This window comes from Xylanivirga thermophila, from assembly GCF_004138105.1.
In the GTDB taxonomy this organism is placed as follows: Bacteria; Bacillota; Clostridia; order Caldicoprobacterales; family Xylanivirgaceae; genus Xylanivirga; species Xylanivirga thermophila.
In genome coordinates this window covers 25,095-51,338 of sequence record NZ_RXHQ01000019.1, presented here as the reverse complement: position 1 = coordinate 51,338, position 26,244 = coordinate 25,095, and the positions used below count along the sequence as shown (strand labels likewise).

The window sequence follows — 26,244 nt, the reverse complement described above, 5'->3', positions numbered from 1 at the left end:
TGTTAATGGTGTAGATAAAACTATAATACCAAACAGTCATCTGAATATATGGGAACTGTAACTTTAAGTAAAAATATCCCAGGATGTTATCTATTCTTCTTTTCCCTACAGTAAATTGACGCTATCTTTTATCATTTTTTACTTTCTTTATTCCAATATTTTTGATAGAATCAGTTTGGATGGGGTTTATGATAGAGACCTCAAATCCAGATTTACAAAGTGAATGGAAAAGGATTTTGTGATAGTGCCCAGTAGATTTCATGACGACGGAAGGGCTTGACCCAAAGTCCTTTTCCATTTTTCTAAGCAAATTAATAGCTTTTTTAACGTCATTATTGGAATCATGATTAATTTTCATTCGGGCAAACCACTTTGTTAGATGGTGAAACAATGACCATTTCACTAAAGAACTTGCCCACATCAATACCGGCGATAGGTTTAAAATTAATTGGATTTAAAGTATCCATTCCTTTCCGTGTAAGTAAATAACCTTGCATGTGACACGAGGAACCAGCTAAAGAGCTGGCCTCAACCAGCTGAAACATGTAGACTTACCGGAATGGATTAATACTCTAACTTACGGGTAATCGGCCCGCTAAGGTCCGTCCCAGGAGGTTTTGCATTAACCTTTCAAGTCCGGATAATATTATACATGTTATCAAGGTTCAGGCCAACAGGTGCTGGCAAATTGGCTAAGATATGGAACCGAAAATGTATTTGATATTTAGAATAGATTGGTTTTATTTGATGTGATTAACTATTAAATTTGCAGGTCTGACAGTGATTTCATTCACTGATTAATACAATACTAATTATACAAGGAGGAGTCATATGGAAAAGAAAATAAACTATTTTCCTGCGATTCTTCGTAAGCTTGAAAAAAAGGTGGAAATATATTGCCGTGTCAGTACCAATGATATGGAGCAATTAAAAAACCTTGTTGCACAGATTTCAGCATTAACAAGAATGGTTTCAATCGTTGAGCAGTGGAGATTAGTCGATACTTATATTGACATTGCATCAGATGATGATTGCACGAAACGCAAGAGTAAAAAGTATAGTTCAAAGAAGAAGGAAAACCATAATCAGAAATCTTAGATATATACTTTTAGAGGAGGCAATTACATTGATAAAAAAGAGATTGGACAATACATCAATCCATTACTGGATAAATGATTCTGACGCTGAAACGAGCATTCTGTTTCTTCACCCTGCTTTTGCTGACCACTCTTGCTTTGATAAACAGATGAAATACTTCGGCAATCATTTCAAAGTGATTGCGCTCAATCTGATTGGTCATGGATGCTCGCTGGGAAAAGGATCAATCACGGATACTGCTGATAACATTGCAGCGATAATGAAGGCGGAGAAGATTGGGAAAATCAATCTCGTCGGTGTTTCGATTGGGGCTGTGCTTGCATCGGATTTTGCAAATCAATATCCAGATCAGCTTGCTTCACTCTGCTGCATTGGCGGATATGATATTAACCATTTTGAACCTGAACTTCAAAAGGGCAACAGCGGTCAGCAGATGAAGATGATGCTTCGGGGATTCCTTTCGATTCGGAAATTTGCTGAAGAGAATAAAAAAATCAGTGCATATACTCCAGAGGCGCAAGAACAGTTTTACAATATGAATCTGCACTTCAAAAAAAGCTCGTTTCGTTATCTTGCACCGCTCGGCAGTTTGATAAACAAACACGAAACGCAGGAGCGTTCCTACCCTCTGTTAATCGGTGTGGGAGAGCATGATAATGAGATGGCGATTAAGGCATCAAAACAATGGGCAGAAACTGAGCCTACAGCTCGTTTTGTTATATTTGCAGGGGCTGGTCATATCGTAAATATGGACATGCCAGATGCTTTTAACAAAGAATTGGAGTCATTGTTTCAGTAAGATTATGAATGTAGTTCTCAACGATTGGATAGATTAGATAGTGGCCATTTTGAATAGGTTGAGAAGATAGAGTCGATCTAAACTTTGTTTAGTCCTGGGCATTAATTAAAATCTAAAGGGAAAATTTTTTAGCACATTTATCTTAGATCATTATTGACATCTTGGTCTATAAGGTATAGACTTATATTATAAAGTCGATATCGTATAGACCAAGGAGGGATAAATATGAAATCATATAAACTTACTGAAAGTGAAGAAAAGTTTGCAGAATTAATATGGCATGACGAGCCGATTGGTTCCGGTGATCTTGTGAAGATATGTGAAAAAGAAATGCATTGGAAAAAATCCACAACATATACAGTACTAAAGAAGCTGTGTGAAAAGGGCATTTTCCAAAATGAAAATGCTGTAGTTTCATCTCTAATCACAAAGGATGAATATTATGCCAAGCAAAGTGTACGCTTTGTTGAGGATACCTTTGGAGGGTCTTTGCCTAAATTTCTAGCAGCTTTTATTGGAGCAAAAAAATTAAGTAAACACCAGGCTGAAGAGTTGAAAAAATTGATTGACGAGCACAAGGAGGTGTAGGAATGGTTGAACTATTCCTTTCTGTTTTAAATATGAGTCTTACGGCAAGCTATGTTATTCTTTTTGTGATACTTATCAGACTATTACTCAAAAAAGCTCCAAAAGTCATCTCCTATGCCTTATGGGTTGTGGTGGCATTTCGCCTTATAATTCCATTCTCCTTTGAAAGCATGTTTAGCCTTATGCCACGGAATATGAATACTGTACCAATCCCCCATGACATTATTTATCAGCAAAGTCCTCAGATTGATACTGGGATAGAAGTAGTTGATGTATTTGTAAGCGAATCACTTCCTGCACCGACCATTGGGGCAAGTGTAAATCCACTGCAGATTTATATAGAAATAGGGGCATACATCTGGATTTTGGGCATAATAGCATTACTTGTTTATAGCCTTGTATCTGTCATACTCTTAAAAAGACAGCTTAAAAATGCACAATTGATAGAGCAGAATATCTTCGAAGCTAAGGATTTGAAAACACCATTTGTGCTTGGCTTAGTAAGACCAAAGATATATTTACCAGTTGGACTTAATGCTAACGCAAGAAGCTATATCTTATTACATGAACAGACCCATATTCGCCGGAAGGATCATATCATTAAAATATTAGCCTTCTTAATATTTATCATACATTGGTTTAATCCCCTTGTGTGGATTGCGTTCATGTTGATGAGTACAGATATGGAGCTTTCCTGTGATGAACAGGTACTGAAAGAAATGAATGAAGATATTAAAAAGTCTTATGCTAATTCGTTATTGTTACTTGCTACCGGAAGGCATATCTTAAATGGAAGTCCACTTGCCTTTGGCGAGGGAAATGTAAAAGGGAGGATTAAAAACGTGTTAAACTATAAAAGAGCAAGTTTTTGGGTACTTGTTTTTTCAATTGTCATTGTGACGGCAGTTGGAATTGGACTAATGGCAAATCCGAAAGCTGCAACTATTGAACCTACTGCACCCAAGTGGTCTCTCGAGCAAATCGTAGGAGCTGACATGGTTGAACTTGACTTTGCTTCTGATGATGTAGTAATTTTCCATGATTATTTCGGACTATTTGTATATGATATTAATTCACTACAAATTATACGCAGTCTAGATCTGAAGCCTTTAAATTGTCATCAAACGCAAGGAGATAATTATTGTGATGTTTCAGTGAGTGTGGACGGTAACACAGTGCAACTACACCCTATGAGTAGTGAAAATATGTTCATATATATCGTGCCAGATAATACATTACAGGAAACAACATATAAGCCAATGGATGATCCATTTAAAAGTCAGTTTGTTTCTATAGAAGAAGTGATTAATTCAACAAAACTTGGCAATTACAGTCATCATGCAGTCCTCTTTGACACAGGCGAATACGGATATCTTCATACAGAAGATGGGACGATTGGCACATTGTCATATGTACGAGGAGATATGATATTCAGGTTATTTGATATAAAAGAAGGCTTATCTGACAGACGGCCGATGATTATGGTAAATGATAAAATCTACATGGACACGGGAAAAGAAATACCAGCTGTAAAGTAAACAATTGAAGAGCCTTAGTTAGAATGTAAAGGAGAGCTTCCCATAGACAGGATACAACTAAAAATAAGTGAAACAGATATTGTGTTAAGGAATTGGAATATTGCTGATGAGACATATTCAAATACTGGAATGGAAAAACCTTATTTTATAATTGAAGTTTCAGATTTACTTATAAAAGATCAGGAGCAATTTGAAAAGGAATATATTGATTTAGTATTTGGCTGGAATGACTTAAAGGATTTTAGCATTGAAACTCAAGCTATGAAAGAGATCCGAACCAAAATAGAAAAAAGCTGGGAGTGCATTTTTGACTTGGAACGGGAAGATAAAAATCTTATTTATGGAAGCAACTCTAAGAAATCAATACAAGCTACATGTTGGGAATTAAAACTTGAACAAGTAATTAAAGCTGAGGTATTCATTGCGAAGTAGTTCAGTATCTATTATATAAACTAAACCCCATTAAAAATAGGAAAATACCCTAAGGACACATATAAAATGTTAGGTGATATTTTAAAAGTTTAGTTTACAAGAATTTTTTTCTCTTTTCTATACACAAAATTATTTGAGGCTTATATGTAATATCTACACTGTATGTATCAGAATTAGATTTCACTATTTTAAATTTTAGTATCAGGACTTACTTCTTTAACTGATTCCCCACATAATGTCAGCCCTAGCTTCATTTTATTAATACTTTATTATATAATGGAATGAAGCTATGAAGGGTTGATGGGGTAGCAATCAATAGATTATTGATAAAAAGTTATGATAAGGAAGATGATAATGGTCTATTTAAATGTTTTTACATTTCCAAATGAGGATATGGAATTTAACTTTTTTATGAAAATAAAAAGAACGTGCTATGATTCATTTTATCCGTTTAAGGTATTATCAAGGCATGGTTTTGAAAGAATTGATTTTGAACCAGTAACAATTTTATATGGGGGAAATGGTTCAGGAAAATCAACGGCATTAAATGTGATAGCAGAAAAAACAGGGATCAATCGTGATTCCATTTATAATAAATCTAATTTCTATATGGACTATGTAAATATGTGTACTATGCAGCTTGAGGACAATATTCCTAAAAATAGTAGAATTATTACTAGTGATGATGTTTTTGACTATATGTTGAACATTCGTAATCTTAACGAAGGAATTGACCAAAGACGGGAAAAGCTTTTTGAAGAATATTTGGATGCTAAATATTCTCATTTTCAACTGAAGTCTATAGAAGATTATGAGCAACTTAAAAAAGTAAATAGTGCTAGAAGTAAAACGCAGTCCCGTTTTGTGAGAAGTGAGTTGATGGATAATGTACGGGAATATTCAAATGGTGAGAGTGCATTCCTATACTTTACGGAGAAAATTGGAGAAAAAGGGCTTTATTTATTGGATGAACCTGAAAATAGCCTGTCCCCAAAACGTCAGATAGAATTAGTGAAATTTATTGAGGAATCTGCACATTTTTTTGGCTGTCAGTTTATTATATCAACACATTCGCCATTTTTGCTTTCTATGCATGGAGCAAAAATATATGATCTTGATGAGAATCCGGTTGATGTAAAAAGATGGACAGAATTAGAGAACGTACGCACATATTATGAATTTTTCAAAAGACATGAAAAGGAGTTCTAAAACATTTTAAAGAGTTAATAGAATTTTATAAATGTTTTTCAAAATTTATTTGTAGAAAATAGGGGAACGAGAAAAACATTTTCGTAATTCTGTTCTTACTTAAACAACAACATTGGAGGATTTTTATGTATTCGTTTTTACTTATAATTATATATATTGCCTTTATTAGTCTTGGACTGCCGGACTCGCTACTTGGCTCAGCATGGCCGGTTATATATGAACAGCTTGATGTACCAATATCTTATGCCGGAGTCGTAACAATGATTATTGCTGGTGGAACGATAGTATCCAGTCTTATGTCAGATAAGCTGACAAGAAAGCTTGGAGCAGGACTTGTAACTGCAATTAGTGTGCTGATGACAGCGGTGGCACTGTTTGGATTTTCTATTTCTAATTCTTTTATCTTACTTTGTTTATGGGCTATTCCATATGGACTTGGTGCAGGTGCAGTTGATGCTGCTCTGAACAATTATGTTGCATTGCACTATGCCTCTCGACATATGAGTTGGTTGCATTGCTTTTGGGGAGTTGGAGCGGCAGTTAGTCCATACATCATGAGTTATTGTCTAACAAGTGGATATGGATGGAATAGAGGCTACAGTTCTGTTGCCATTTTACAGTTTATATTGACAGCTGTACTTTTTATCAGCCTTCCACTATGGAAAAGGGAAAATAATATTGAAAATAGCTATGAAACTCTGCCAACGCCTCTGAGCCTGCCACAAGCTTTGAAAATTAAGGGAGTCAAGTTCGTACTCTTGACCTTTTTTAGCTACTGTGCTCTTGAAACAACGACAGGTTTGTGGGCAAGTAGTTATCTTGTTAAATTTCATGGAATTGATTCCGAAACTGCCGCAAAATTTGCATCTCTATTTTTCTTAGGAATAACCTTTGGGCGTTTCCTTTGCGGATTTATCGCTGATAAAATCGGAGATAAACTGCTCATTCGATTTGGTATAATGACTATTATTTTAGGAGTTATCTTGCTAGGGATTCCTAACGGAAGGAGCATACTGGCTTTAGTCGGACTTGTCATCATCGGTCTTGGCTGTGCCCCTGTTTATCCGTCATTAATTCATTCAACACCGTCAAACTTTGGACAAGAGAATTCTCAGGCAATTATTGGGATACAAATGGCAAGCGCTTATGTTGGTAGTACTTTTATGCCACCACTTTTTGGCTTAATTGCAGATAATATAAGCATTGGAATATATCCTATATATCTGATTTGTTTTGCAATACTAATGCTTATAATGTCAGAGATATTAAACCGAGTGATTGCAGTAAAAGAGTAATATTAATAGGGTTATTATGCAGAATGGAGATATGGGAAGCAGTACAACCAAGGCAGAAAAGGATGAGCGTATCAAGGTTGTAGGCATGGAAGGCTTACGTATAAGTGTGAATGTGCTTAAAGATGAATTTCAGGATTAACAATATTACATATATTGTGACATGACTGAAAAGCTTTGTAATGAAGTGAAGAAAACAGCGAAGGAGGAAAAAGAATTAAATAGTATTGTTTATGCGAGAAAATTGAAAGGAATGGATATATTTATGTTAAAGCCGTATTTATTAATTGTTGTACAGAGACCTGAACCAGGGAAGACAACATTTTATAGAGAGCCTGGCAAGCAGCTATTTTTGCCTGTAATCGGCTGTGACGGTATAGCAATAAGTATAAAATAACTTGCTATTATATTGTTGTTTTTGTATTTATTTAGTAGTAACATTATTATTATAATATAAAAGTCTGCTTAAAAAACAGGTTATATGAAAAATATTAAGGATTAAGATTTTAATTTTAATAAATAAAAATGTCTTGTAAAAATAAATAGAAAAATTGATAATATAAAGTAGGTGAAGATATGGCTTTTACTTTAGCTCATCCAGCAGCAGTAATTAATTTTACAAAAAAGCATAGATCATATATAAATAATGCTGCCATGATTTTAGGGACTATGGCACCAGATTTTGAATATTTTATATATTTTAAGCCCATAGGGGTTATTGGCCATAGTATAAAAGGATTTTCATTGATAAATTTACCTTTAGTGGCTTTATTATATTTAATTTTTTATAAAATTGTAAAAGATGATTTTATTTCAAATTTGCCTAGGGAAATAAATCAACACTTATATGGATTATATAATGATCAAATAAAATTAACTAGTTTCAAGGAGCTTATTACTTTTTCATATTCATCTTTTATAGGGATGGCAACCCATGTAGTATGGGATAGTTTTACCCATAAAAGTGGATATATTGTAAAACGAATAGATTTATTATCTAATAATATATTGAATATACCAATATATAAATATCTACAACATGGGTCTACTATACTAGGTTTTATGATTATAATTGGATATATATTAAGGTTAGAAAAGGGGGAGGTTTATAATTACAATATAGATGAAAAAACAAAATATTGGCTACAGGTCTTATTAATTAGTATATCAATATTTTTTATAGTTTTAAAAATAAATAAAAGTTTTTCTATCGGTGAAATAGTGATAGCTATTATGAACAGTGGATTTTTATCAGTATTGTTAATTTCATCTATTAGAATTATAAAGGTTAAATCTAAAAAAAATATTATTCATTAATGTATTAAATAAATTTATGATTAAGTGCAGATTCATATACTGCCTGTGGTCATGTAATTGATCTTAAGGAACGGTAACCATATTTCCCTCTGTTGATAATGCTGAAATAATAAGCGATTTATAAAATTAAGCTATGGGAAAAGGTATTAGATGAAATTTTCATCTGATACCTTTTCCCATTTTTATATATAATTAATTCTCAGTAATTGAGGTGGTTTTGCCTATAACTGCCTTGTCTTTCCATCTTCCTTTTTTATAGAAAATCGTAGTAATAGTTGCTCCACATATCCAAGCAGTTAGTAGGGAGATAAAAATTGCTTCTGGTCTTCCTGCAGGATATGATGCGCTTTTTGTAAAACGTGCAATACCATATGCAATAGGTACACGTAAAATTATTGTGGTAATAAATGAAATCCACATAGGAGTCATAGTATCGCCAGCACCACGCATCACTCCAGATAGACACTGGGTTACTGCCATTGCAATATAACCAACTGCAAGAATGCGCATCATGTGTATGCTCAGTTCAACTAGTTCAGCAGTATCAGTAAAAAGGTACATTAGGTATTTTCCAAAGATTAAAATAGTTATAGTGACAACAGTTGAAACTCCAACTGCTATTTTTGTACCATCCCGTACTCCCTTTTCCACCCTGTCTATTTTGTTAGCACCTATATTTTGTCCTACAAATGTCGTCATTGCATCGCCAAAAGTAAAATTAGGCATCATAGCAAATCCATCTACACGCATTACAATGACATTGCATGCAATAACCATTTCACCAAAGCTATTGGTAAGGGATTGCACAGCAATCATTGCGAACGAAAATATTGCATGTGTCAATCCAGATGGCAAGCCGAGTCTTATGAGTTTACCAGAGTATTCTTTTACTGGCTTCAGCATTTTTAGATTGAAATCAAAAACATCTCTCATCTGTATTAATTTTATAAAGCAGAGTACAGCAGATATTCCTTGAGCTATTACAGTAGCTAGAGCAACACCTCCAACTCCCATATTTAGCTCTGCAATAAACCATATATCTAGTCCCACATTGAGGGCAGTAGAAATTAAAAGAAACACAAGTGCTGAAACAGAATCACCTAGGCCCCGTAAAATACCCGATAGAATATTAAAATAAGAAAAACCCATGATACCAATAAAGAAGATCCTTAAATATTCATCGCACCAATCTATTATCGACGTTGGTGTATGTAGAATGGTAAGCAATGGACGGGTTACTAGAGGTCCTATAATCATAATTATTATAGATACTATTGCAGTGAGGGTAATAGAAGCTCCAATGGAACGGGATAGGGATTCCCGATCTTTTGCACCAAAATATTGTGCAACCATAATTCCTGCACCGGTTGCAACGCCTACAAAAAACACAAGTAAAAGATTTAATATTGGCGCAGCGCTACCGACTGCTGCAAGTGCATTGTCACCAATGTATTTACCGACTATAATTGAATCGGCAGTGTTGTAAAATTGTTGAGCAATATTACCAATTAACATGGGGATTGCAAATTCAACGATTCGTTTCCAAGGAGTACCCTCAGTCATATTTTTGGGGGCAAGTAATTCTCTCAATTTTGCCATAAACATTCCTCCATTTCATAATTATTAAATAAATTATTGATAAATTTGTATTGCTTATCTTATTCTACAATTAAAAAAGACCTACAGAGGTCTTGGTTGTGCAAAACTTTATTTCTTTGGGAGCTGAAGAAAATAGTTTTGGTGTATGGATATTATATCATAAATAATATTTAATTTGCCACAATAAATATTGTTTGTGATATATATTTTAGCATATAAAAACTTTATTACACTGCGAAAACTCAGTACGAAAGATTATATGATATAATAAAAGGGATAAAAAGTTTTAATGTAAAATAATAGGACAAATAATAATATTTATTGTTATTTATAGGAATATAGACAAAATATCCAAACTAAAGAGGTGGGAAATGATTGCTGAATTGAGAAAGAGCCCTTTATTCAACCATATGACTGATGAGGATATAAGAAATTGCTTGAAATGCAGCCACTCTAAGGTTATAAGCTATGAAAAAGATGAAGTGATTTTTTTGCAACAGGATAAGCCGAAAAAACTTTTCATTTTAATAGAGGGTTCGGTTGTTGTGTGCAGTGATTCTATTTCTGGGAAACGTAATATTATTACAACTATTAGTAAAACTGGAGAGGTGTTTGGAGAAGTTTTTTTGTTCCTGGATGAAAGAGGATATGAGAATTATGCCATTGCAGCGGATAGAGCAGAAGTGTTAGAAATGCCCAAGGAATTTTTGTATCATAATTGCGGCAACAATTGTGGCTATCATACCTTACTAATTTCCAATATGTTATCTATTCTTGCACAAAAGGCATATCACTTAAACCAAAAGTTACAAATCATGTCGAGTTCTACTTTGCGGCAGAAGATTTCAAAACTATTGCTTCAAAATGTGGATAAGGGTGGCAATGTTATATTAAAAATGAAACGTGAAGAATTAGCAGATTTTTTGAATGTGGCTCGTCCATCTTTATCAAGGGAGCTAATGAAAATGCAAGAGGATGGCTTGGTCAAAATTGAAAGAAATAAAATTAAAATTATTGACTTTGATGAAATACAAAACAATTTATAAAATCGACTGCTCTGTAACATATGTTACAGAGTTTTTTTTATGCTCCTGATAAGATAGACTCAACAAAGAATTTATGGGTATTGTTGGTATGAAAATATTTATTATGTGGATTAAAAAATAGGAGGAATTAATATATGGAAAATAAAATGTTTTGCTATCAATGTCAGGAAACAGCTGGCTGCAAAGGTTGCACACAGGTAGGGGTATGTGGAAAGAAGCCAGAAGTAGCTGCTATGCAGGATCTATTAGTTTATGTGACAAAGGGTATTTCAGTGATTACTACACGTTTGCGTGCTGAAGGTAAAGAGGTTGAAAAAGAAATAAATCATTTGGTTACATTAAATTTATTTACCACTATTACGAATGCAAACTTTGATGAGGATGCAATAGTTTCTCGCATTTTCACGACTTTGGAGAAGAAAAAGGAACTACTTGGGCAGCTTGATAATAAGGAAGGACTCCCAGAAGCAGCGCTTTGGGAATCATTTAACCGCGATGAATTTGCTTCAAAAGCAAATAAGGTCGGTGTACTTTCTACCCAAAATGAGGATATACGGAGTTTAAGAGAGCTGATCACCTATGGTCTAAAGGGGCTTTCCGCTTATAGTAAGCACGCAAATGCCTTGCTTGAAGATGATGAACAGGTGGATGTATTTTTACAAAGTGCATTAGCAAAAACACTTGATGATAATCTTAGCGTGGATGAATTGGTCGCTTTGTCTTTAGAGACTGGTAAATATGGTGTAAATGGTATGGCACTATTGGATAGGGCCAATACCTCTGCTTATGGCAATCCTGAAATTACAAAGGTTAATATTGGTGTGGGCAATCGTCCAGGAATATTGATCTCCGGCCATGACCTGCGTGATATGGAAATGCTTTTAAGGCAGACAGAAGGTACAGGCGTAGATATATATACCCATTCTGAAATGTTACCTGCCCATTATTACCCAGCTTTCAAAAAATATCCTCATTTTGTTGGAAACTATGGGAATGCATGGTGGAAACAAAAGGAAGAGTTTGAAAGCTTTAATGGTCCAATACTTATGACAACGAATTGTATAGTTCCACCTAAGGAAAGCTATAAGGAACGTTTGTATACTACAGGGGCAGCTGGATATCCCGGTTGTAAACATATCCCGGGTGGAATCGGTGAAGAAAAAGATTTTTCGGAAATTATTGAGCATGCAAAAAGATGTGCACCGCCTACTGAAATTGAAACCGGTGAGATCATTGGTGGTTTTGCCCATAATCAGGTTTTTGCACTAGCTGATCAGATCGTTGATGCTGTTAAATCCGGAGATATTAAAAAATTTGTTGTCATGGCAGGTTGCGATGGCAGAGCGAAATCTAGGAATTACTATACCGAATTTGCAAAGGCCCTGCCTAAGGATGCGGTCATTCTAACAGCAGGTTGTGCAAAATATAAATATAATAAGCTAAATTTAGGTACTATAGGCGATATTCCTCGTGTATTGGACGCGGGACAGTGTAATGATTCATATTCATTGGCTGTGATTGCCCTTAAGCTTAAAGAAATATTTGGACTGGATGATATTAATGATTTACCTATTGTATATAATATTTCCTGGTATGAGCAGAAGGCAGTCATTGTTCTACTGGCTCTCTTATATCTTGGTGTAAAAAATATTCATTTGGGACCAACTTTGCCTGCATTCCTTTCGCCCAATGTTGTAAATGTACTAGTAGAGAATTTTGGGATTGCAGGTATCGGCTCTGTAGAAGATGATTTGAAGCTATTCTTTGAGGAATAAGCAACAGATAGAATAGATCTTAATATGAAAGCCATAGGGTATGTTAACATGACCTCTATGGCTTTTATATAATAGTTATTAGTATGAATTTATGACTGGTTGATATTAAATTTTCTACCTGTCCATTTATTCTACTTTGGGATAAAATAGATGTTTTATCGTGTTAAACTTTTTGTATCCATACTTACATACTAACACCATAGGGTAGTGCTAATTGCAAATTTGTATTAGTTTTAGTAGTCTAGTTTGTTATGTTTCAAAAATTCTACTGATTTTTTCAGTATAAATTTTTTAAACCATAGATGGGAAGTTAAATGCCCTGCAGGAAGTATATACTTTTTTGGTTTGCCAATTTTGGTCCATAAATCTTTAGAAGAATTTCTGGGGATAAATGGATCAAAGGCTGCATTAATCATTAAAACCTTATCTGGGTTTATCATTTTTGCAAATAGGGACGGGTCATATCTAAAACAGTTAGGAAGACTATTTAAATCGTCTAAGGTGTTGAATTTTTCAGCCTGTTCATCAAAATTTTCATGTAGTCTATGGCACCTCTCTATGCTGCAGCTGCCTTTGTCCTCATAACGAACTCTGAGGACTTTGGTTGCAACGCTTTTCCAGGTAATATACATAAAGTTGCCTCCAGATACTATAAATATGGCCTTATCTAATCTATTATCCAAGGCTTTGGAGATGACTCCTATCATGCCTCCAAAGCTAAAACCCATAATGTGTATTTTTTCTATGCCTATATTTTGTAAGTAATCAACGCAGGATAGTATATCGGTAACTGACTGATAAAACCTTTTTTCAATATCAACTGCAGTGCCAGATAGGAAATCTATTTTTTTATCCTTTGGCATCCTTTCAAAATGATAAGGTAATACGGGCATGATTGTTGTGTAGTTATAATGGATTAAATTTTCAGGATAGTATTTTAAATAATCAAAATTTCTATTACCTAAACCATGTACGAATACAATACCTTCTTTTCCATGACCTCTATATAAAAGTGCTTTTACTTTATCAACATATTTATCGCCAGATGGAAAAGGACTATTAAAATATAGGGTGTTTTCATCTTTTCTTTCAAAAACTACGTTTTCTCTAGAAATATTATACATATTAATTTATCCTTCCTTTTTTAGCAATGATTATCTATGTTTTTATTATAGCACTTTTGTGGAGACGCAATCTATTCTAAAATCCGATAAAAATATTTAATGTGGATATAATATATACTAACTTCAGATTGGTATTTATCCTAATAGCATTATGGACGTAAAACCAATTTATAACTATTGAATTATCAGGGAGATGAAACTATGGAAAATAACAAAAAAAAAAGAAGAAGCTTCAGTTTCCAACAGCTTTTACAGTGCTCTTTATAGTTTTAATACTATCAGCTGTATTAACTTATGTGGTTCCAGCAGGGCTTTATTCAAAGTTAAAATATGATTCAGAGCAAAATATTTTCATGATAGAGGATCATAAAGGGCAAATAAGCACCCTCCCAGCTACACAAGCGACACTGGATAAATTAAATATCAAGATGGATGTTAGAAAGTTTATAGATGGTAGTATCAAAAAACCTATCGCAATACCAAATACTTATCAACCTATAGAACAATCACCTCAAGGATTGTTATCAATTATTATGGCACCTGTTGAGGGTGTCATGGATACAGTTGATATCATGGTTTTTGTACTTATACTTGGGGGAATTATTGGGTTAATCAATAAAACAGGTGCATTTGATGCAGGTATTGCAGCATTATCGCAAAAAACTAAGGGAAAAGAGTTTTTATTAGTAGTATTTGTTTCTTCTTTGATAGCATTAGGCGGTACTACATTTGGATTAGCAGAAGAGACTATTGCATTATATCCTATACTTATGCCTATATTTATAGCAAGTGGATATGATGCAATCATTTGTATTGCATCAATATATATGGGGTCTTCCATTGGAACTATGTTTTCAACTACAAATCCTTTTTCTGTAGTTATTGCTTCAAATGCTGCAGGGATATCCTTTAATGAAGGGCTTATCTTCCGTATTTTATCTTTAATTCTAGCTATGATAATAACACTTATATACATTTATTACTATGCGAAAAAGGTACAAAAAGATCCAAAAAACTCATTGATTTATGAAGACATGGTAAGTATTGAAGAAAAGTTTTTAAAGGATTATGATCCAGATAATGTAATACAATTTGACTGGAGAAGGATTTTAATACTTGTAATATTCTTAGCTGCATTTCCAATAATGATTTGGGGAGTATCCACAGGTGTGTGGTGGTTTCCAGAGATGTCAGGATTGTTTTTAGCCGTTTCCATAATAATTATATTTTTATCAGGACTTTCTGAACGGGAAGCGGTTAATACTTTTTTAGATGGGGCAGCAGATTTAGTAAGCGTTGTCCTTATTATTGGTGTTGCAAGGGCTATCAATATTGTAATGGATAATGGTATGATTTCTGATACATTACTTTACTATTCATCATCTATCATACAGAATATGAGTGGTGGTGTTTTTGTAACTGTTCAGATGTTATTATTTAGTTTATTAGGTTTTTTCATACCATCTTCATCGGGATTGGCTACATTATCTATGCCTATAATGGCCCCTTTAGCAGATACTGTAGGCATCTCAAGGGATATTATAGTTACTGCCTATAATTGGGGACAGGGATGGATGGCATTTATTACTCCAACAGGACTTATTTTAGCAACCCTTGAAATGGTTGATGTAACCTATGATAAATGGTTAAAATTCATACTCCCGCTAATGGGCATTATAGGAGCATTTTCTATTATAATGCTTGTAATACAGACGATAATATAGGATAATAATTATTTAGTACTTATTTGATAAAATAAAAATAATGCTAAAGAGGGGATTATCATATGGATAAAATTCTTGAAAGATTTAAAAGGTATATAGCTATAGACACAAAATCTGATGAAGATAGTAGTACTTGTCCAAGTACGCCAGGACAAATAGAACTTGGGACTTTATTAGTAGGGGAATTAAAGGAGTTAGGACTTAGTGATGTCAAACAAGACAAAAATGGATATGTATATGCTACACTTAAATCCAATATAGATAAAAAGGTACCGACAATAGGATTTATATCACATTTAGATACTAGTCCTGATTTAGATGGTAAATGTATAAATCCAAATATCTTTTTATATGAAGGTGGGGATATTAAAATAAACGATCAGTATTCCATGACTGTAAAGGAATTTCCTTTTCTAAAAGATCTTGTAGGTAAGGAGATTATAACAACAGACGGAACAACTTTATTAGGTGCGGACGATAAGGCAGGAATTGTGGCAATCGTAGATGCAATGGAATATTTGATTTTACATCCAGAGGTTAAACATGGAGATATTAAAATTGGATTTACGCCAGATGAGGAAATTGGCCGTGGTGCAGATTTGTTTGATATAGAGGACTTTGGTGCAGATTTTGCTTATACTGTTGATGGAGGCCCTGTAGGTGAATTAGAATATGAAAACTTTAATGCAGCAAGTATAAAGATTGATATTCAAGGCAAGAATGTTCATCCAGGTGCAGCAAAGAATATAATGATAAATTCTCTCAGAGTTGCTATGGAGATAGAGCATATGCTACCGGTAAATGAAAAACCAGAGTATACAGAAGGATATGAAGGCTTTTATCTATTGGATGACATTGTTGGGAGTGTAGATCATACTGTTGTTCACTATATCATTAGAGATCACTTTATGGATAAATTTGAAGAAAAGAAGGCATATATTAGGAAAATTGTTGACTTTTTAAATCACAAATATGGCGACATCATTACTATCAAAATTGAAGATAGTTATTATAATATGCGCGAGAAGATTGAGCCGCACATGGAGATCATTGATCTTGCTAAAAAATCTATGCTAGAACTTGGAATAGAGCCTAGAATTAACCCCATTAGAGGGGGTACGGATGGGGCTAGACTTTCCTATATGGGGCTTCCATGTCCCAATATTTTTACAGGTGGATATAACTTTCATGGAAGATTCGAATTGATTCCCACAGAATCTATTAAGTCAGCATCCCGGTTAATAGTAAAAATTATTGAGAATAATGCCATTTAAGTGGGGGGTAATGGTTATCATTTGATGATATTATTTTGTATATTATTTATTATATAAGGGATATTAATATTATATAAAGCCATGTTTAGGAGGTGTTCCAAATGGAAATCAAAGAAGGGGTAATGGTACCACTAGGTTATGGCAAGTTTGTTCGTTCAGATAAGATTATTAGTCTTGAACCTATTGAGGATGATCGGGGACCAGGGAGAAGGACCGTTGTATATGTGGAAGAGGTTAAATCTCCAATAATCGCTTCTAGGACAGAAAATTCTATCCTTGCGGGAATGGTGGAAATACCCAGAGATGAGTTGGAAGCATCTGCTGCTTTGGAACTTTTATATGACATACGAGATGATATCCAACAAATCGGACCTATGCTTAGAAAAAGTATAAAGGAAGAAGCGAACTTTGATATTGATCGAATTGAAAAACGTATAAATGAAATACTCAAACACGAAATTGAATTCAATGAAATACATTGAATTAGATTTTAAAAACTATATCATCATAGAACATAACCATAGCTCCCGCCGTGGTTCTCTTTGCTAATGGAAGGGCGCATCTAGCTATGCGATAAAATCTATCTTCATCGTTTGGAATCATATGTAATTTTTTGTAGATTTTAATGGTAACTCTAGCATTGAATCTTATATAGTTTTCGATAGAGTCTAGTAGATAAGCCCCATTTTCCACCTTAAAGTCGTCAAAAAAGTCATAGGTTCTTTTGATATATGTTTCGTATTGACGATGATCATCTAGCAGGCGAATATTTGCATGCTGTGGAATAGTCATATCCTGAATAATATGGAGGGCTGAACCAAGATAGAATAGTGATCTATTAAACTGGGCATTTTTCCAGAGCTTAATAGCCTCTGAATAATAATCTGTGCCTAAATCCAATGCGCTCTTTCTTCCATATAATCCTCTTTTTTTATATGGATTATAAAAATGGTTTGAACTTTTAAAATCTTGATCAGCCCATACAGTTCCATCATCTATATCTGAAATATATCTATTGAAAAAATTGTATTCAGCGGAATAACCATCATTTTTAAGAATATCTAGGGCATCAAGATTAATAAATTTATGAACCTTGCATTGGGTTTTAATTATTACTTTTTTTACTGGATTTGCTACACCAAACACTACCCTTAAAAGATGGTCATAGGTTGCTTCAATAGTATCCATGTTAATCACCTTCTGTAATATAATTATCTAGCTCTATTATTTGCAGTTTTGATAATAATAAACATAAGCGTAAATAATAATTTTACAGAAGTTTGGTACTTGTAAGGTTTTTGTTTTAGTATAATTTCTTTAATGGTTTTTTAAGCTTATCTTTACAACCGACAGGGAAAAAAATGCAATTCCTGTTATTATTAAAATTAAAACACTTATATTAAAAGGTATTATGCTATTACCAGACTTATACACTACACCGAAGATAAGCTTTATTTCCTCAATAGCTTCTGGAGGGGCATTAACTAACGAAAGCGGTTGTTCCATCATAATCTGCCTAAACAGTGCTGCGGCATGGGCGGGAGGGAATATTTTTATGGCTGTCTGAACTCCGGTAGGCAAGTTACCTATGGGGATATATATGCCTGACAGAAATCCGATCAATGTCCCAATTATTGTGCTGGCGGTAGCAAAAGCATTGTTGGACTTAAAAAACAATACAAGAAATAATATTACGGCAGTAGAGGAAAAAACACTTAAGGCCATGATGTAGATTACTTTAAAAATTTGCTTAAGACTAAGTAGCTTCCCACCATAGGCGATGATATAAACCTCTGAAAGTATTAAGGCAATAATACCCATAATCATTCCAATAGTCCAAGAACTTATTGCATATCCACTTATAATTTGCCACCGGGAAATTGGTGATGCAGAGAAATCCTTGGATACACCCCTTGTTTTGTCATATATCATTATACCGAAAGCCCCTAGTGTAGTAGTAACGGATAAGACAGCTAAAAGACCTGCCATGATCCAACTATCCATAAGAAAGCGTGTGTTTTTACCAGCAATATTTTTCATATTATCTACAAAAACATCTCCTAAAAACAATGCATATAATCCAATAATTATAAAGAGTGACAATAAAGAAAAAAAGACTGCTGAATGATCCCTAAAAAACATCTTTAAATTGCGTTTTATAAGTTGTGCTATTGCATACATATATTATACATCCTCCCGTATTTCTCTGCCTGTAATATTTACAAATACATCATCCAAATTACCTGCTATAACCTGAAATCCAGAAATGCTGTTTTTAACAGTTTCTAGTATGGGCAAAGCATCAAGGCTATTTTCCAATTGTATAATGAATTGTTCTCCCTGTTTTTTATAATCAAATGGGTATTGATTTAGTATGTTTAAAAGCCTTTTATCATCATCTGTTAAAAGATAGAGTTTATCAACACTATATTGTTCTTTCAATACAGCCGGTGTACCAGTAGCAACGATTAGTCCATTATCAATAATAGCAATGTTATCAGCTGATGCTGCTTCCTCCATATAATGAGTAGTAAGAAAAACTGTCATACCTGTATCCCTTTGTAATTTATAAATGGTTTCCCATATATTTAACCGGGTTTGAGGGTCAAGACCTGTTGTAGGCTCATCTAAAAATAATATTTTAGGTGTATTAATCAAAGCCCTTGCAATATTTGCACGCCTTTTTTGCCCGCCTGAAAGTTTGCCATAGGGTCTATCTATAATATCAAATACATCTGCCGACCTTGCGGCAAATTCTATTGCATTATCCCTCTTGTTCCCAATCAAACCGTAAAAGGCAGCTCTTAAATATAGATTTTCTTTAATTGTTAATAGATCATCTAATGTGTTTTCTTGAAAAACAACACCTATATTTTGCCTAATAGAATGGTCCATATTTCCAAGTTCAAAACCTTCGATCTTTACAGTGCCCATATCTGGCTTTAGCAGTGTACATAGAATATCAATAGTTGTAGACTTTCCTGCTCCATTTGGTCCTAGAAATGCAAAAAATTCGCCCTTTTGTACTGTAAAGTCTATTCCTTTTACTGCTTCAATGTTGCCGTAACTTTTATGTAGATTTTTTACTTCAATGGCGTATTTCATCTTATCACTTCCTTTTAAAGATTTAATTCAATGTATACAAAAAAACTCAAATGTGATATTGTATAAACTAATGGTTAATATATAAGATAGAATAATATTATATTAATTATAATTACAAGTATAGGAAAACACAATAGTATATTATAAGATATTCAAGACATGTTGCTATTTGTTGGTAACGTGTCTTTATAAAGAGAAAAGCGCCTTATTAGGTGCTGAAACTTTGTAAAAAGCAAAAATGAATTTTTGATTTATGAAAGGACGTGAAAAATGACTATTTTATTTGAAGAATTCTTAGAGCAACTCATTACGAATCCTGCTTTGCTTGTTACAGTATTGCTAACTTTGGGAGTGGTTTTAGTAAATGGCTGGACCGATGCTCCCAATGCCATTGCAACATGTGTTTCCACACGCTCAATGAGCCCCCATTCAGCAATTTTAATGGCTACTGTATTCAATTTTTTTGGTGTGCTAGTAATGACTATGATAAACAGTTCTGTTGCAATGACTATATATAATATGGTAGATTTCGGTGGAGATTCGCATACAGCACTAGTTGCCCTTTGTGCCGCATTATTTGCTATAGTAACATGGGCGACAGCAGCATGGTACTTTGGAATACCTACAAGCGAGAGTCATGCTTTGATAGCTGGTATATCAGGTGCCGCCATAGCACTTCAAGGGGGATTTTCCGGTATTAATGGTTCTGAGTGGGCAAAAGTTCTGTATGGCCTTGGCTTTTCTACTCTATTTGGATTTGGGATGGGATTTGTTACTGTAAAGATTGTTGAATTTATATGTCGCGATATGGACAGACGTAAAACATTAGGCTTTTTTAAAAAAGCTCAAATATTCGGTGGAGCAGCAATGGCATTTATGCATGGTGCACAGGACGGGCAGAAATTTATGGGAGTATTTATGCTTGGGATTTTTCTTGCAAAGGGTCAGGGAGGGGTATCTGATTTTCAGATTCCATTTTGGCTTATGGTTTTGTGCTCACTTGTGATGGCTTTGGGTACGTCTATCGGTGGATATCGTATAATTAAAGCAGTAGGAATGGATATGGTGAAACTTGAAAAATATCAAGGCTTTTCATCTGATCTTGCAGCTGCACTTTGTCTACTGTTTTCTTCGTTATTTGGATTGCCTGTAAGCACTACACATACAAAGACAACGGCAATAATGGGTGTAGGATCAGCAAAACGTATATCTTCAGTAAACTGGTCTGTTGTTAATGATATGGTTCTAACTTGGGTTTTAACGTTTCCTGGTTGTGGTATTATTGGATTTTTAATGGCGAAACTTTTTATGAATTTGTTTTAGATAAAAAAGGAGGACAAAATGAAACGGAAAAATAGTTATGATTATTATTCTATGTTTGTAAAAATGGCTGATTATTCATGCGAGGCTTCTGAAATGCTGAGGGAAATAGTTAAAAACTTCAATGTGAAGGAGCTTTCACAAGAAATGGTGAATATGCATAAAATAGAGCATGATGCCGATGTAGAAAAGCATACTATGATGCAGAATCTTGCAAAGGAATTTCTTCCTCCAATAGAACGGGAGGATATAATAGAACTTGCGCAACAACTTGATGATGTGATAGATGCAATTGAGGATGTTTTATTGAGACTATATATGTATAATGTAAAAAATATACGTCAAGAAACCATTGATTTTATGGACATTGTAGTAGAGTGTTGCAAAGAAATGAAGAGTATGATGGAAGAATTCCCGTCATTCCGTAAATCCACCCGGATTCATGATTATATTGTAAAGATAAATAATATGGAGGAAGAGGGGGACAAGCTCTATACAGAGGCAATGAGAAGCCTTTATGTAGAATCGAGAAATCCAATGGAAATAATATCTTGGACACAACTTTTTCAATGTCTTGAGGATTGCTGCGATGCGTGTGAAGATGTAGCAGACATTGTAGAGAGTATTATTATGAAAAACATTTAAAATCTATTAATTATTATATAATATATTTTGCTATACAATAATTAACAAGCATGAAACCTTCCTTGTTGGCTAAGACTAATGGATGAATAAATTATTCTTGCTAACATGGAGGTGGGATTATTTGAATATAATGAATGATGGAAATAGATTTTTTATATTTCCTCCAATTATAAATGGAGTTCAAGATGATAGACTAAGGGAAAAAATGGCTCATGACCGATATAATGTATATGTTAATGGAGATTATGTAGGTGACAAAATCTTGATGACCCAAGGTGACGGAGGATGGCGTTCCATAGAGGATTATCTTAAAAGTAGAAATTTTGGTAATTACAGTATTACCTGTGAAGGAGATAGAGTATATATTGATGTAGAGGATGAAGATGAGCGGGAAGCGATTCGCAATCATTTAAGAGTTTACACACAATTAAGATGAATAATGTGTAATAAAAATAACTTTAAATCCTTTTTGCTTGTTTGTTAGAGCAAAAAGGATTTTGCATTTATTGCTCAGTGGGCGTAAAAATAATTGAAATAAGTAAAATATAAGATTATAATATAGGCGAATTACTTTTATTTGGGATATGTATGATGTTCAGACAGGATGATATATTATGAATATAAATAAAACGCTTAAACTTGCATCTTCTGCCGGACAAATGATATTAGAAAACGGTGGAGAAACCTACAGAGCCGAGGATACTATTGGAAGAATGTTGGAAAACAAGGTTGAAAAGGTAGAAACTTTTGTGACTCCAACAGGGATTTTTGTATCTGTAGAACATGATGGAAAAATATATACAAAAATAAGTCGGGTTAAAAGAAGGGATACAGACTTAAATAAAATTGCCATTGTAAATGATCTTTCCAGACGCTTTAGTAAAGAAGAATGGGAAACATTAGATGTTGATAAATACATAGCTGAACTTCATGAAATTAATTCTATGGGAAAGTATAATTATTATTTAAGGATTTTTGCTGCAGGTGTAGCTGCAACAACTTCTATGATGATGCTTGGCGGTAATAGTAAGGATTTTATACCTACCTTTGTAACAGCTGTATTGCTGCAGATATTTGTCTTATTTCTTGAAAAAGTGGGATTTCCCAATTTTATTGTTAATTGTTTTGGTGGGGGATTTGTTACTGTCTTTGGCATATTGTTTTCGCAAATGGGAATGGGATCCTTGGATATGATAATAATAGGTTCAATTATGACATTGGTGCCAGGGGTTGCAATAACAAATTCTCTTCGTGATATTATCTCTGGAGATCTTGTCTCAGGAACATCTAGGGGCGTAGATGCACTTATTGCAGCTACGGGGATAGCTACAGGTGTTGGGGCATTTTTAAAAATATGGGCTATGGCGGGAGGACTAAGGTGATATTGCAAATTATATATGGATTTTTTGCAACCATAGGTTTTGGCATCTTGTTTAATGTACCTAAAAAATATATAATCGAAGCGGGTTTTTCAGGAGCTATAGGCTGGGCTGGTTATTTACTTATGATGCATATAAGTAAGTCTACTATTGCTGCAACATTTATTGCATCCATTTTTATAGGAATAATGGGAGAATTTTTTGCAAAGCGTACAAAAAATCCCGTTACTATATTTATTATTCCTGCGATTATACCATTAGTCCCCGGTGTTGCTTCTTATAAGACTATTAAGGCTCTTATTGATGGGAAAAATAAAGAAGCGTTGAGCTTGGGAATTTTAACGGCAGGTATAGCACTTGCTATTTCTTCAGGTCTTATTCTTGTTATCTCATTTTTTCGCATTAGAAGTCAGAAACAATCTTGGAAGTGAATTTATTTCAAAAATTTGGTAGAGGAAGTGGTGAAAGTTATGAATAGGACTGTATTGGTCACTGGAGGAGCAAAAGGAATTGGTTATGCCATATCAAAATTATTTTCTCAAAATAATTACAATGTAATAATAAATTACCTAAATTCTGAAAAAGAAGCATTATCTTTACAATCTCTCCTTGATAAAGATGGATATACTACTATGGTATATAAAGCAGATGTGAGGATAAGGGAACAGGTTGAAGAAATGATAGACAAGGGTATTTCCAAATTTGGTTCAATTGATGTTGTTGTAAACAATGCTGGTATTTCACAACAAAAACTATTTACAGAAATAGATGAAAATGAATGGGATAATATGATAAATGTACATGTTAAAGGAATGTATAATTGCTGCCAGTGTGTCTTGCCGTACATGATAGGAAGAAAGCAAGGTAAAATAATCAATATATCCTCTATATGGGGGATAACGGGGGGCTCATGCGAAGTACATTATTCCACTGCAAAAGCAGCGATGATTGGTTTTACCAAATCACTGGCAAAAGAATTGGGGCCTTCAAATATTCAGGTCAATTGCGTTGCTCCTGGAATTATTGATACTGAAATGAATGGTTTTCTTAATGATGATGAACGGGAGGTATTAATAGATGATACACCGTTGTTAAGGTTTGGAAAACCAGAAGAAATAGCATATACTGTTTTATATCTTGCCTCCCGCCAAGCTGATTTTATTACCGGTCAAGTTATAAGTCCCAACGGAGGATATGTAATTTAATAAAATGTTTTGACATTTTAACCGTAAAGATGTACTATATAAGAAACAAAAAAATTAATAAATTCGATGAAGAGAAAAAATAGGATATATTCTTGTTCCAAAGAGAGTTGGTGTTTTGCTGAAAGCCAATGTTCAAGGTATATTTGAAAATCATCTCGGAGAAGCAAGGTTGAAAAATACAGTAAGTCTTGCCGGGATCTTCTGCCGTTAAAAGAAAGCGTATTATTTAGTACGTAATTGAGAGCTATAAAAATATAGTCTGTATTTTTATGGAATTAGGGTGGTAACGCGATGAAACCTCGTCCCTTTTGTTAGGGATGGGGTTTTTTATATGCAAAAAAATTATTAAGACACTAAAAATTAAAAAATGAGGAGGTATTTTAGTTGGAGCATCTATCCAAGAAGAATTTAGTACTTATAAGTTTAATGTTATTTTCATTATTTTTTGGAGCAGGAAATTTAATATTTCCGCCATTTCTAGGTCAAGCAGCGGGGGAAAATACTTGGACAGCCATGCTAGGTTTTTTCGTTACGGCAGTGGGATTTCCTGTGCTTGGGGTAATAGCTGTAGTAAGATCAGGTGGGCTCAATAAATTATCAAAAAGAGTGAACAGTGTTTTTTCAGTGATATTTACTATTTTAATATATCTCTCAATAGGTCCTTGTTTAGGGATACCAAGGGCAGGAAGTTTGCCATTTGAAATGGCAGTAGCACCTTTTTTACCAAAAGGACTTATATCAGATACACTGGCATTGTTTCTATATACGCTTGTATTTTTTTCTATAGCATACTGGTTATGTTTAACACCGTCAAAATTGGTAAACCGTATGGGCAAGGTTCTAACACCTATACTATTGATGTTGATAACAGGTATTTTTGTAGCAAGCTTGTTTAAGCCATTAGGTGGATATGGAAAAGCAACGGCAGAATATGCAACAACACCTTTTGTTAAAGGATTTTTAGATGGATATTTAACAATGGATACAATAGCGGCCTTAAATTTTGGTATAGTAATATCTTCAGCGTTAGTGCAAAAAGGGGTTAAAGACAAAAAAGATATAGTCTCAAACTCTATAAAGGCGGGAGTAATAGCAGGATTTTTATTAATGGTTATTTATTCTATGATTGCACATTTAGGAGCAACAAGTGGCGGGAGATTTGGGCAGACAGAAAATGGTGCACAAACCCTAACCAATGTAACATTATATATATTTGGAAAGCAAGGGGCAGTATTATTAGCATCAATATTTAGTCTTGCATGCTTGACAACTTGCGTTGGTCTTATAACTTCTTGTAGTCAATATTTTGCACTCGTATTTCCAAAAGTTAAATATAAGACTTTTGTAAGGATAATTACTATTTCAAGCATGGTTCTTGCTAACATGGGACTAACAAAAATACTAGCAGTATCTGTACCAGTATTAGATGCAATCTATCCGGTAGCTATAGTGCTTATAATACTTTCTATGGTAGATCCGCTTTTCCAAGGAAAATCTGTTGTATATAGATCTACAATAGGATTTACTGGTGTTGTAAGTATATTATCTGTATTGAGTGATATAGGATTAAAAATAGGGGTTGTAGAAGGACTGTTGAACAAATTGCCATTGTATACGCAAGGATTAGGCTGGATTTTACCTGCTATATTAGGTTTTATATTAGGAATTTTTTTAAAACTTATAAAAGGCGATATGGAAAAGCAGGCAGCACGCGTTGGAGATATTCAATAGATATATTTATTATTAGATAAAAAGGAATAGCTCGTTTAATCAAG

Annotated in this window: 26 protein-coding genes, 2 pseudogenes and 1 other annotated feature; of the genes and pseudogenes, 22 read left to right on the top strand and 6 right to left on the bottom strand. The window is 34.0% G+C overall.

The annotated features are described in order from the left end of the window. Window positions 1–127 precede the first annotated feature (127 nt). Window positions 128–449: pseudogene (locus tag EJN67_RS09400) on the bottom strand (IS110 family transposase); the annotation flags it as partial. Window positions 450–831: 382 nt separating this feature from the next. On the opposite strand from EJN67_RS09400, the gene EJN67_RS09395 reads away from it, so the two are divergent. From EJN67_RS09395 to EJN67_RS09350, 10 genes are all read left to right on the top strand, one after another. Further along, complete coding sequence (locus tag EJN67_RS09395) at window positions 832–1,098, top strand: recombinase family protein (RefSeq protein ID WP_207208007.1); 267 nt, start codon at window positions 832–834, stop codon at window positions 1,096–1,098. A gap of 28 nt (window positions 1,099–1,126) precedes the next feature. Further along, entirely contained in the window at window positions 1,127–1,897 is a 771-nt protein-coding gene (locus EJN67_RS09390) for an alpha/beta fold hydrolase (protein ID WP_207208006.1), read from the top strand. A gap of 225 nt (window positions 1,898–2,122) precedes the next feature. Then, a complete protein-coding gene (locus EJN67_RS09385; protein WP_129724071.1) occupies window positions 2,123–2,485 on the top strand; it encodes a BlaI/MecI/CopY family transcriptional regulator in 363 nt (120 codons plus the stop codon). 2 nt (window positions 2,486–2,487) lie between these two features. Next, a complete protein-coding gene (locus EJN67_RS09380; RefSeq protein WP_129724070.1) occupies window positions 2,488–4,023 on the top strand; it encodes a M56 family metallopeptidase in 1,536 nt (511 codons plus the stop codon). Between the two features lie 81 nt (window positions 4,024–4,104). Beyond that, the gene (locus tag EJN67_RS09375; protein ID WP_129724069.1) at window positions 4,105–4,455 is read left to right on the top strand and encodes a DUF3841 domain-containing protein; all 351 of its coding nucleotides are present in this window, start codon (window positions 4,105–4,107) and stop codon (window positions 4,453–4,455) included. Window positions 4,456–4,809: 354 nt separating this feature from the next. Beyond that, window positions 4,810–5,664, top strand: coding sequence for an AAA family ATPase (locus tag EJN67_RS09370; RefSeq protein ID WP_129724068.1), 855 nt, complete (start codon window positions 4,810–4,812; stop codon window positions 5,662–5,664). 125 nt (window positions 5,665–5,789) lie between these two features. Further along, window positions 5,790–6,959, top strand: a complete 1,170-nt coding sequence (locus EJN67_RS09365) for an MFS transporter (protein ID WP_129724067.1) — start codon at window positions 5,790–5,792, stop codon at window positions 6,957–6,959. A 31-nt stretch (window positions 6,960–6,990) separates the two neighbouring features. After that, the gene (locus EJN67_RS09360; RefSeq protein ID WP_165000824.1) at window positions 6,991–7,098 is read left to right on the top strand and encodes an aminoglycoside 6-adenylyltransferase; all 108 of its coding nucleotides are present in this window, start codon (window positions 6,991–6,993) and stop codon (window positions 7,096–7,098) included. Window positions 7,099–7,119: 21 nt separating this feature from the next. Further along, a complete protein-coding gene (locus EJN67_RS09355) occupies window positions 7,120–7,353 on the top strand; it encodes a hypothetical protein (protein ID WP_129724065.1) in 234 nt (77 codons plus the stop codon). 179 nt (window positions 7,354–7,532) lie between these two features. Next, complete coding sequence (locus EJN67_RS09350) at window positions 7,533–8,273, top strand: DUF4184 family protein (RefSeq protein WP_129724064.1); 741 nt, start codon at window positions 7,533–7,535, stop codon at window positions 8,271–8,273. A gap of 192 nt (window positions 8,274–8,465) precedes the next feature. On the opposite strand, the gene EJN67_RS09345 is transcribed toward EJN67_RS09350, so the two are convergent. Further along, a complete protein-coding gene (locus tag EJN67_RS09345) occupies window positions 8,466–9,872 on the bottom strand; it encodes an MATE family efflux transporter (RefSeq protein WP_129724063.1) in 1,407 nt (468 codons plus the stop codon). 371 nt (window positions 9,873–10,243) lie between these two features. Here EJN67_RS09345 and EJN67_RS09340 point away from each other — a divergent pair, with 371 nt between their 5' ends. Then, window positions 10,244–10,918 (top strand): Crp/Fnr family transcriptional regulator, encoded by a 675-nt coding sequence (locus EJN67_RS09340; RefSeq protein WP_129724062.1) that lies wholly within the window; start codon window positions 10,244–10,246, stop codon window positions 10,916–10,918. 134 nt (window positions 10,919–11,052) lie between these two features. Then, window positions 11,053–12,693, top strand: a complete 1,641-nt coding sequence (gene hcp / locus EJN67_RS09335) for a hydroxylamine reductase (RefSeq protein ID WP_129724061.1) — start codon at window positions 11,053–11,055, stop codon at window positions 12,691–12,693. 233 nt (window positions 12,694–12,926) lie between these two features. On the opposite strand, the gene EJN67_RS09330 is transcribed toward hcp, so the two are convergent. Continuing rightward, on the bottom strand, window positions 12,927–13,817 hold the full coding sequence (locus EJN67_RS09330) for an alpha/beta hydrolase family protein (RefSeq protein ID WP_129724060.1): 891 nt from the start codon (window positions 13,815–13,817) through the stop codon (window positions 12,927–12,929). Between the two features lie 218 nt (window positions 13,818–14,035). Here EJN67_RS09330 and EJN67_RS09325 point away from each other — a divergent pair. From EJN67_RS09325 to EJN67_RS09315, 3 genes and pseudogenes are all read left to right on the top strand, one after another. After that, window positions 14,036–15,541: pseudogene (locus EJN67_RS09325) on the top strand (YfcC family protein); the annotation flags it as partial. Window positions 15,542–15,603: 62 nt separating this feature from the next. Next, complete coding sequence (gene pepT, locus EJN67_RS09320; RefSeq protein WP_129724058.1) at window positions 15,604–16,815, top strand: peptidase T; 1,212 nt, start codon at window positions 15,604–15,606, stop codon at window positions 16,813–16,815. A 101-nt stretch (window positions 16,816–16,916) separates the two neighbouring features. After that, complete coding sequence (locus EJN67_RS09315) at window positions 16,917–17,297, top strand: hypothetical protein (protein ID WP_129724057.1); 381 nt, start codon at window positions 16,917–16,919, stop codon at window positions 17,295–17,297. Window position 17,298: 1 nt separating this feature from the next. Here EJN67_RS09315 and EJN67_RS09310 read toward each other — a convergent pair whose 3' ends face one another. From EJN67_RS09310 to EJN67_RS09300, 3 genes are all read right to left on the bottom strand, one after another. After that, window positions 17,299–18,003 carry a zinc dependent phospholipase C family protein gene (locus tag EJN67_RS09310; RefSeq protein WP_129724056.1) on the bottom strand — a complete coding sequence of 235 codons (705 nt, stop codon included), beginning with the start codon at window positions 18,001–18,003 and terminating at the stop codon, window positions 17,299–17,301. A gap of 129 nt (window positions 18,004–18,132) precedes the next feature. After that, on the bottom strand, window positions 18,133–18,996 hold the full coding sequence (locus EJN67_RS09305) for an ABC transporter permease (protein ID WP_243641275.1): 864 nt from the start codon (window positions 18,994–18,996) through the stop codon (window positions 18,133–18,135). A 3-nt stretch (window positions 18,997–18,999) separates the two neighbouring features. Next, window positions 19,000–19,920 (bottom strand): ABC transporter ATP-binding protein, encoded by a 921-nt coding sequence (locus EJN67_RS09300; RefSeq protein WP_129724055.1) that lies wholly within the window; start codon window positions 19,918–19,920, stop codon window positions 19,000–19,002. 270 nt (window positions 19,921–20,190) lie between these two features. On the opposite strand from EJN67_RS09300, the gene EJN67_RS09295 reads away from it, so the two are divergent. From EJN67_RS09295 to brnQ, 7 genes are all read left to right on the top strand, one after another. Further along, window positions 20,191–21,243 (top strand): inorganic phosphate transporter, encoded by a 1,053-nt coding sequence (locus EJN67_RS09295; RefSeq protein WP_129724054.1) that lies wholly within the window; start codon window positions 20,191–20,193, stop codon window positions 21,241–21,243. A gap of 18 nt (window positions 21,244–21,261) precedes the next feature. After that, window positions 21,262–21,885, top strand: a complete 624-nt coding sequence (locus EJN67_RS09290) for a DUF47 domain-containing protein (protein WP_129724053.1) — start codon at window positions 21,262–21,264, stop codon at window positions 21,883–21,885. Between the two features lie 121 nt (window positions 21,886–22,006). Further along, window positions 22,007–22,321, top strand: coding sequence for a hypothetical protein (locus EJN67_RS09285; RefSeq protein ID WP_129724052.1), 315 nt, complete (start codon window positions 22,007–22,009; stop codon window positions 22,319–22,321). A 178-nt stretch (window positions 22,322–22,499) separates the two neighbouring features. Then, window positions 22,500–23,267, top strand: a complete 768-nt coding sequence (locus tag EJN67_RS09280) for a threonine/serine exporter family protein (protein ID WP_129724051.1) — start codon at window positions 22,500–22,502, stop codon at window positions 23,265–23,267. Further along, the gene (locus EJN67_RS09275; RefSeq protein WP_129724050.1) at window positions 23,264–23,695 is read left to right on the top strand and encodes a threonine/serine exporter family protein; all 432 of its coding nucleotides are present in this window, start codon (window positions 23,264–23,266) and stop codon (window positions 23,693–23,695) included. The genes EJN67_RS09280 and EJN67_RS09275 overlap by 4 nt, the downstream gene beginning before the upstream one ends. Window positions 23,696–23,734: 39 nt before the next feature. Further along, on the top strand, window positions 23,735–24,469 hold the full coding sequence (gene ymfI / locus EJN67_RS09270; protein ID WP_129724049.1) for an elongation factor P 5-aminopentanone reductase: 735 nt from the start codon (window positions 23,735–23,737) through the stop codon (window positions 24,467–24,469). A 57-nt stretch (window positions 24,470–24,526) separates the two neighbouring features. Then, window positions 24,527–24,779, top strand: a binding site (T-box leader). A gap of 74 nt (window positions 24,780–24,853) precedes the next feature. Further along, on the top strand, window positions 24,854–26,200 hold the full coding sequence (gene brnQ, locus EJN67_RS09265) for a branched-chain amino acid transport system II carrier protein (protein WP_129724048.1): 1,347 nt from the start codon (window positions 24,854–24,856) through the stop codon (window positions 26,198–26,200). Window positions 26,201–26,244 lie beyond the last annotated feature (44 nt).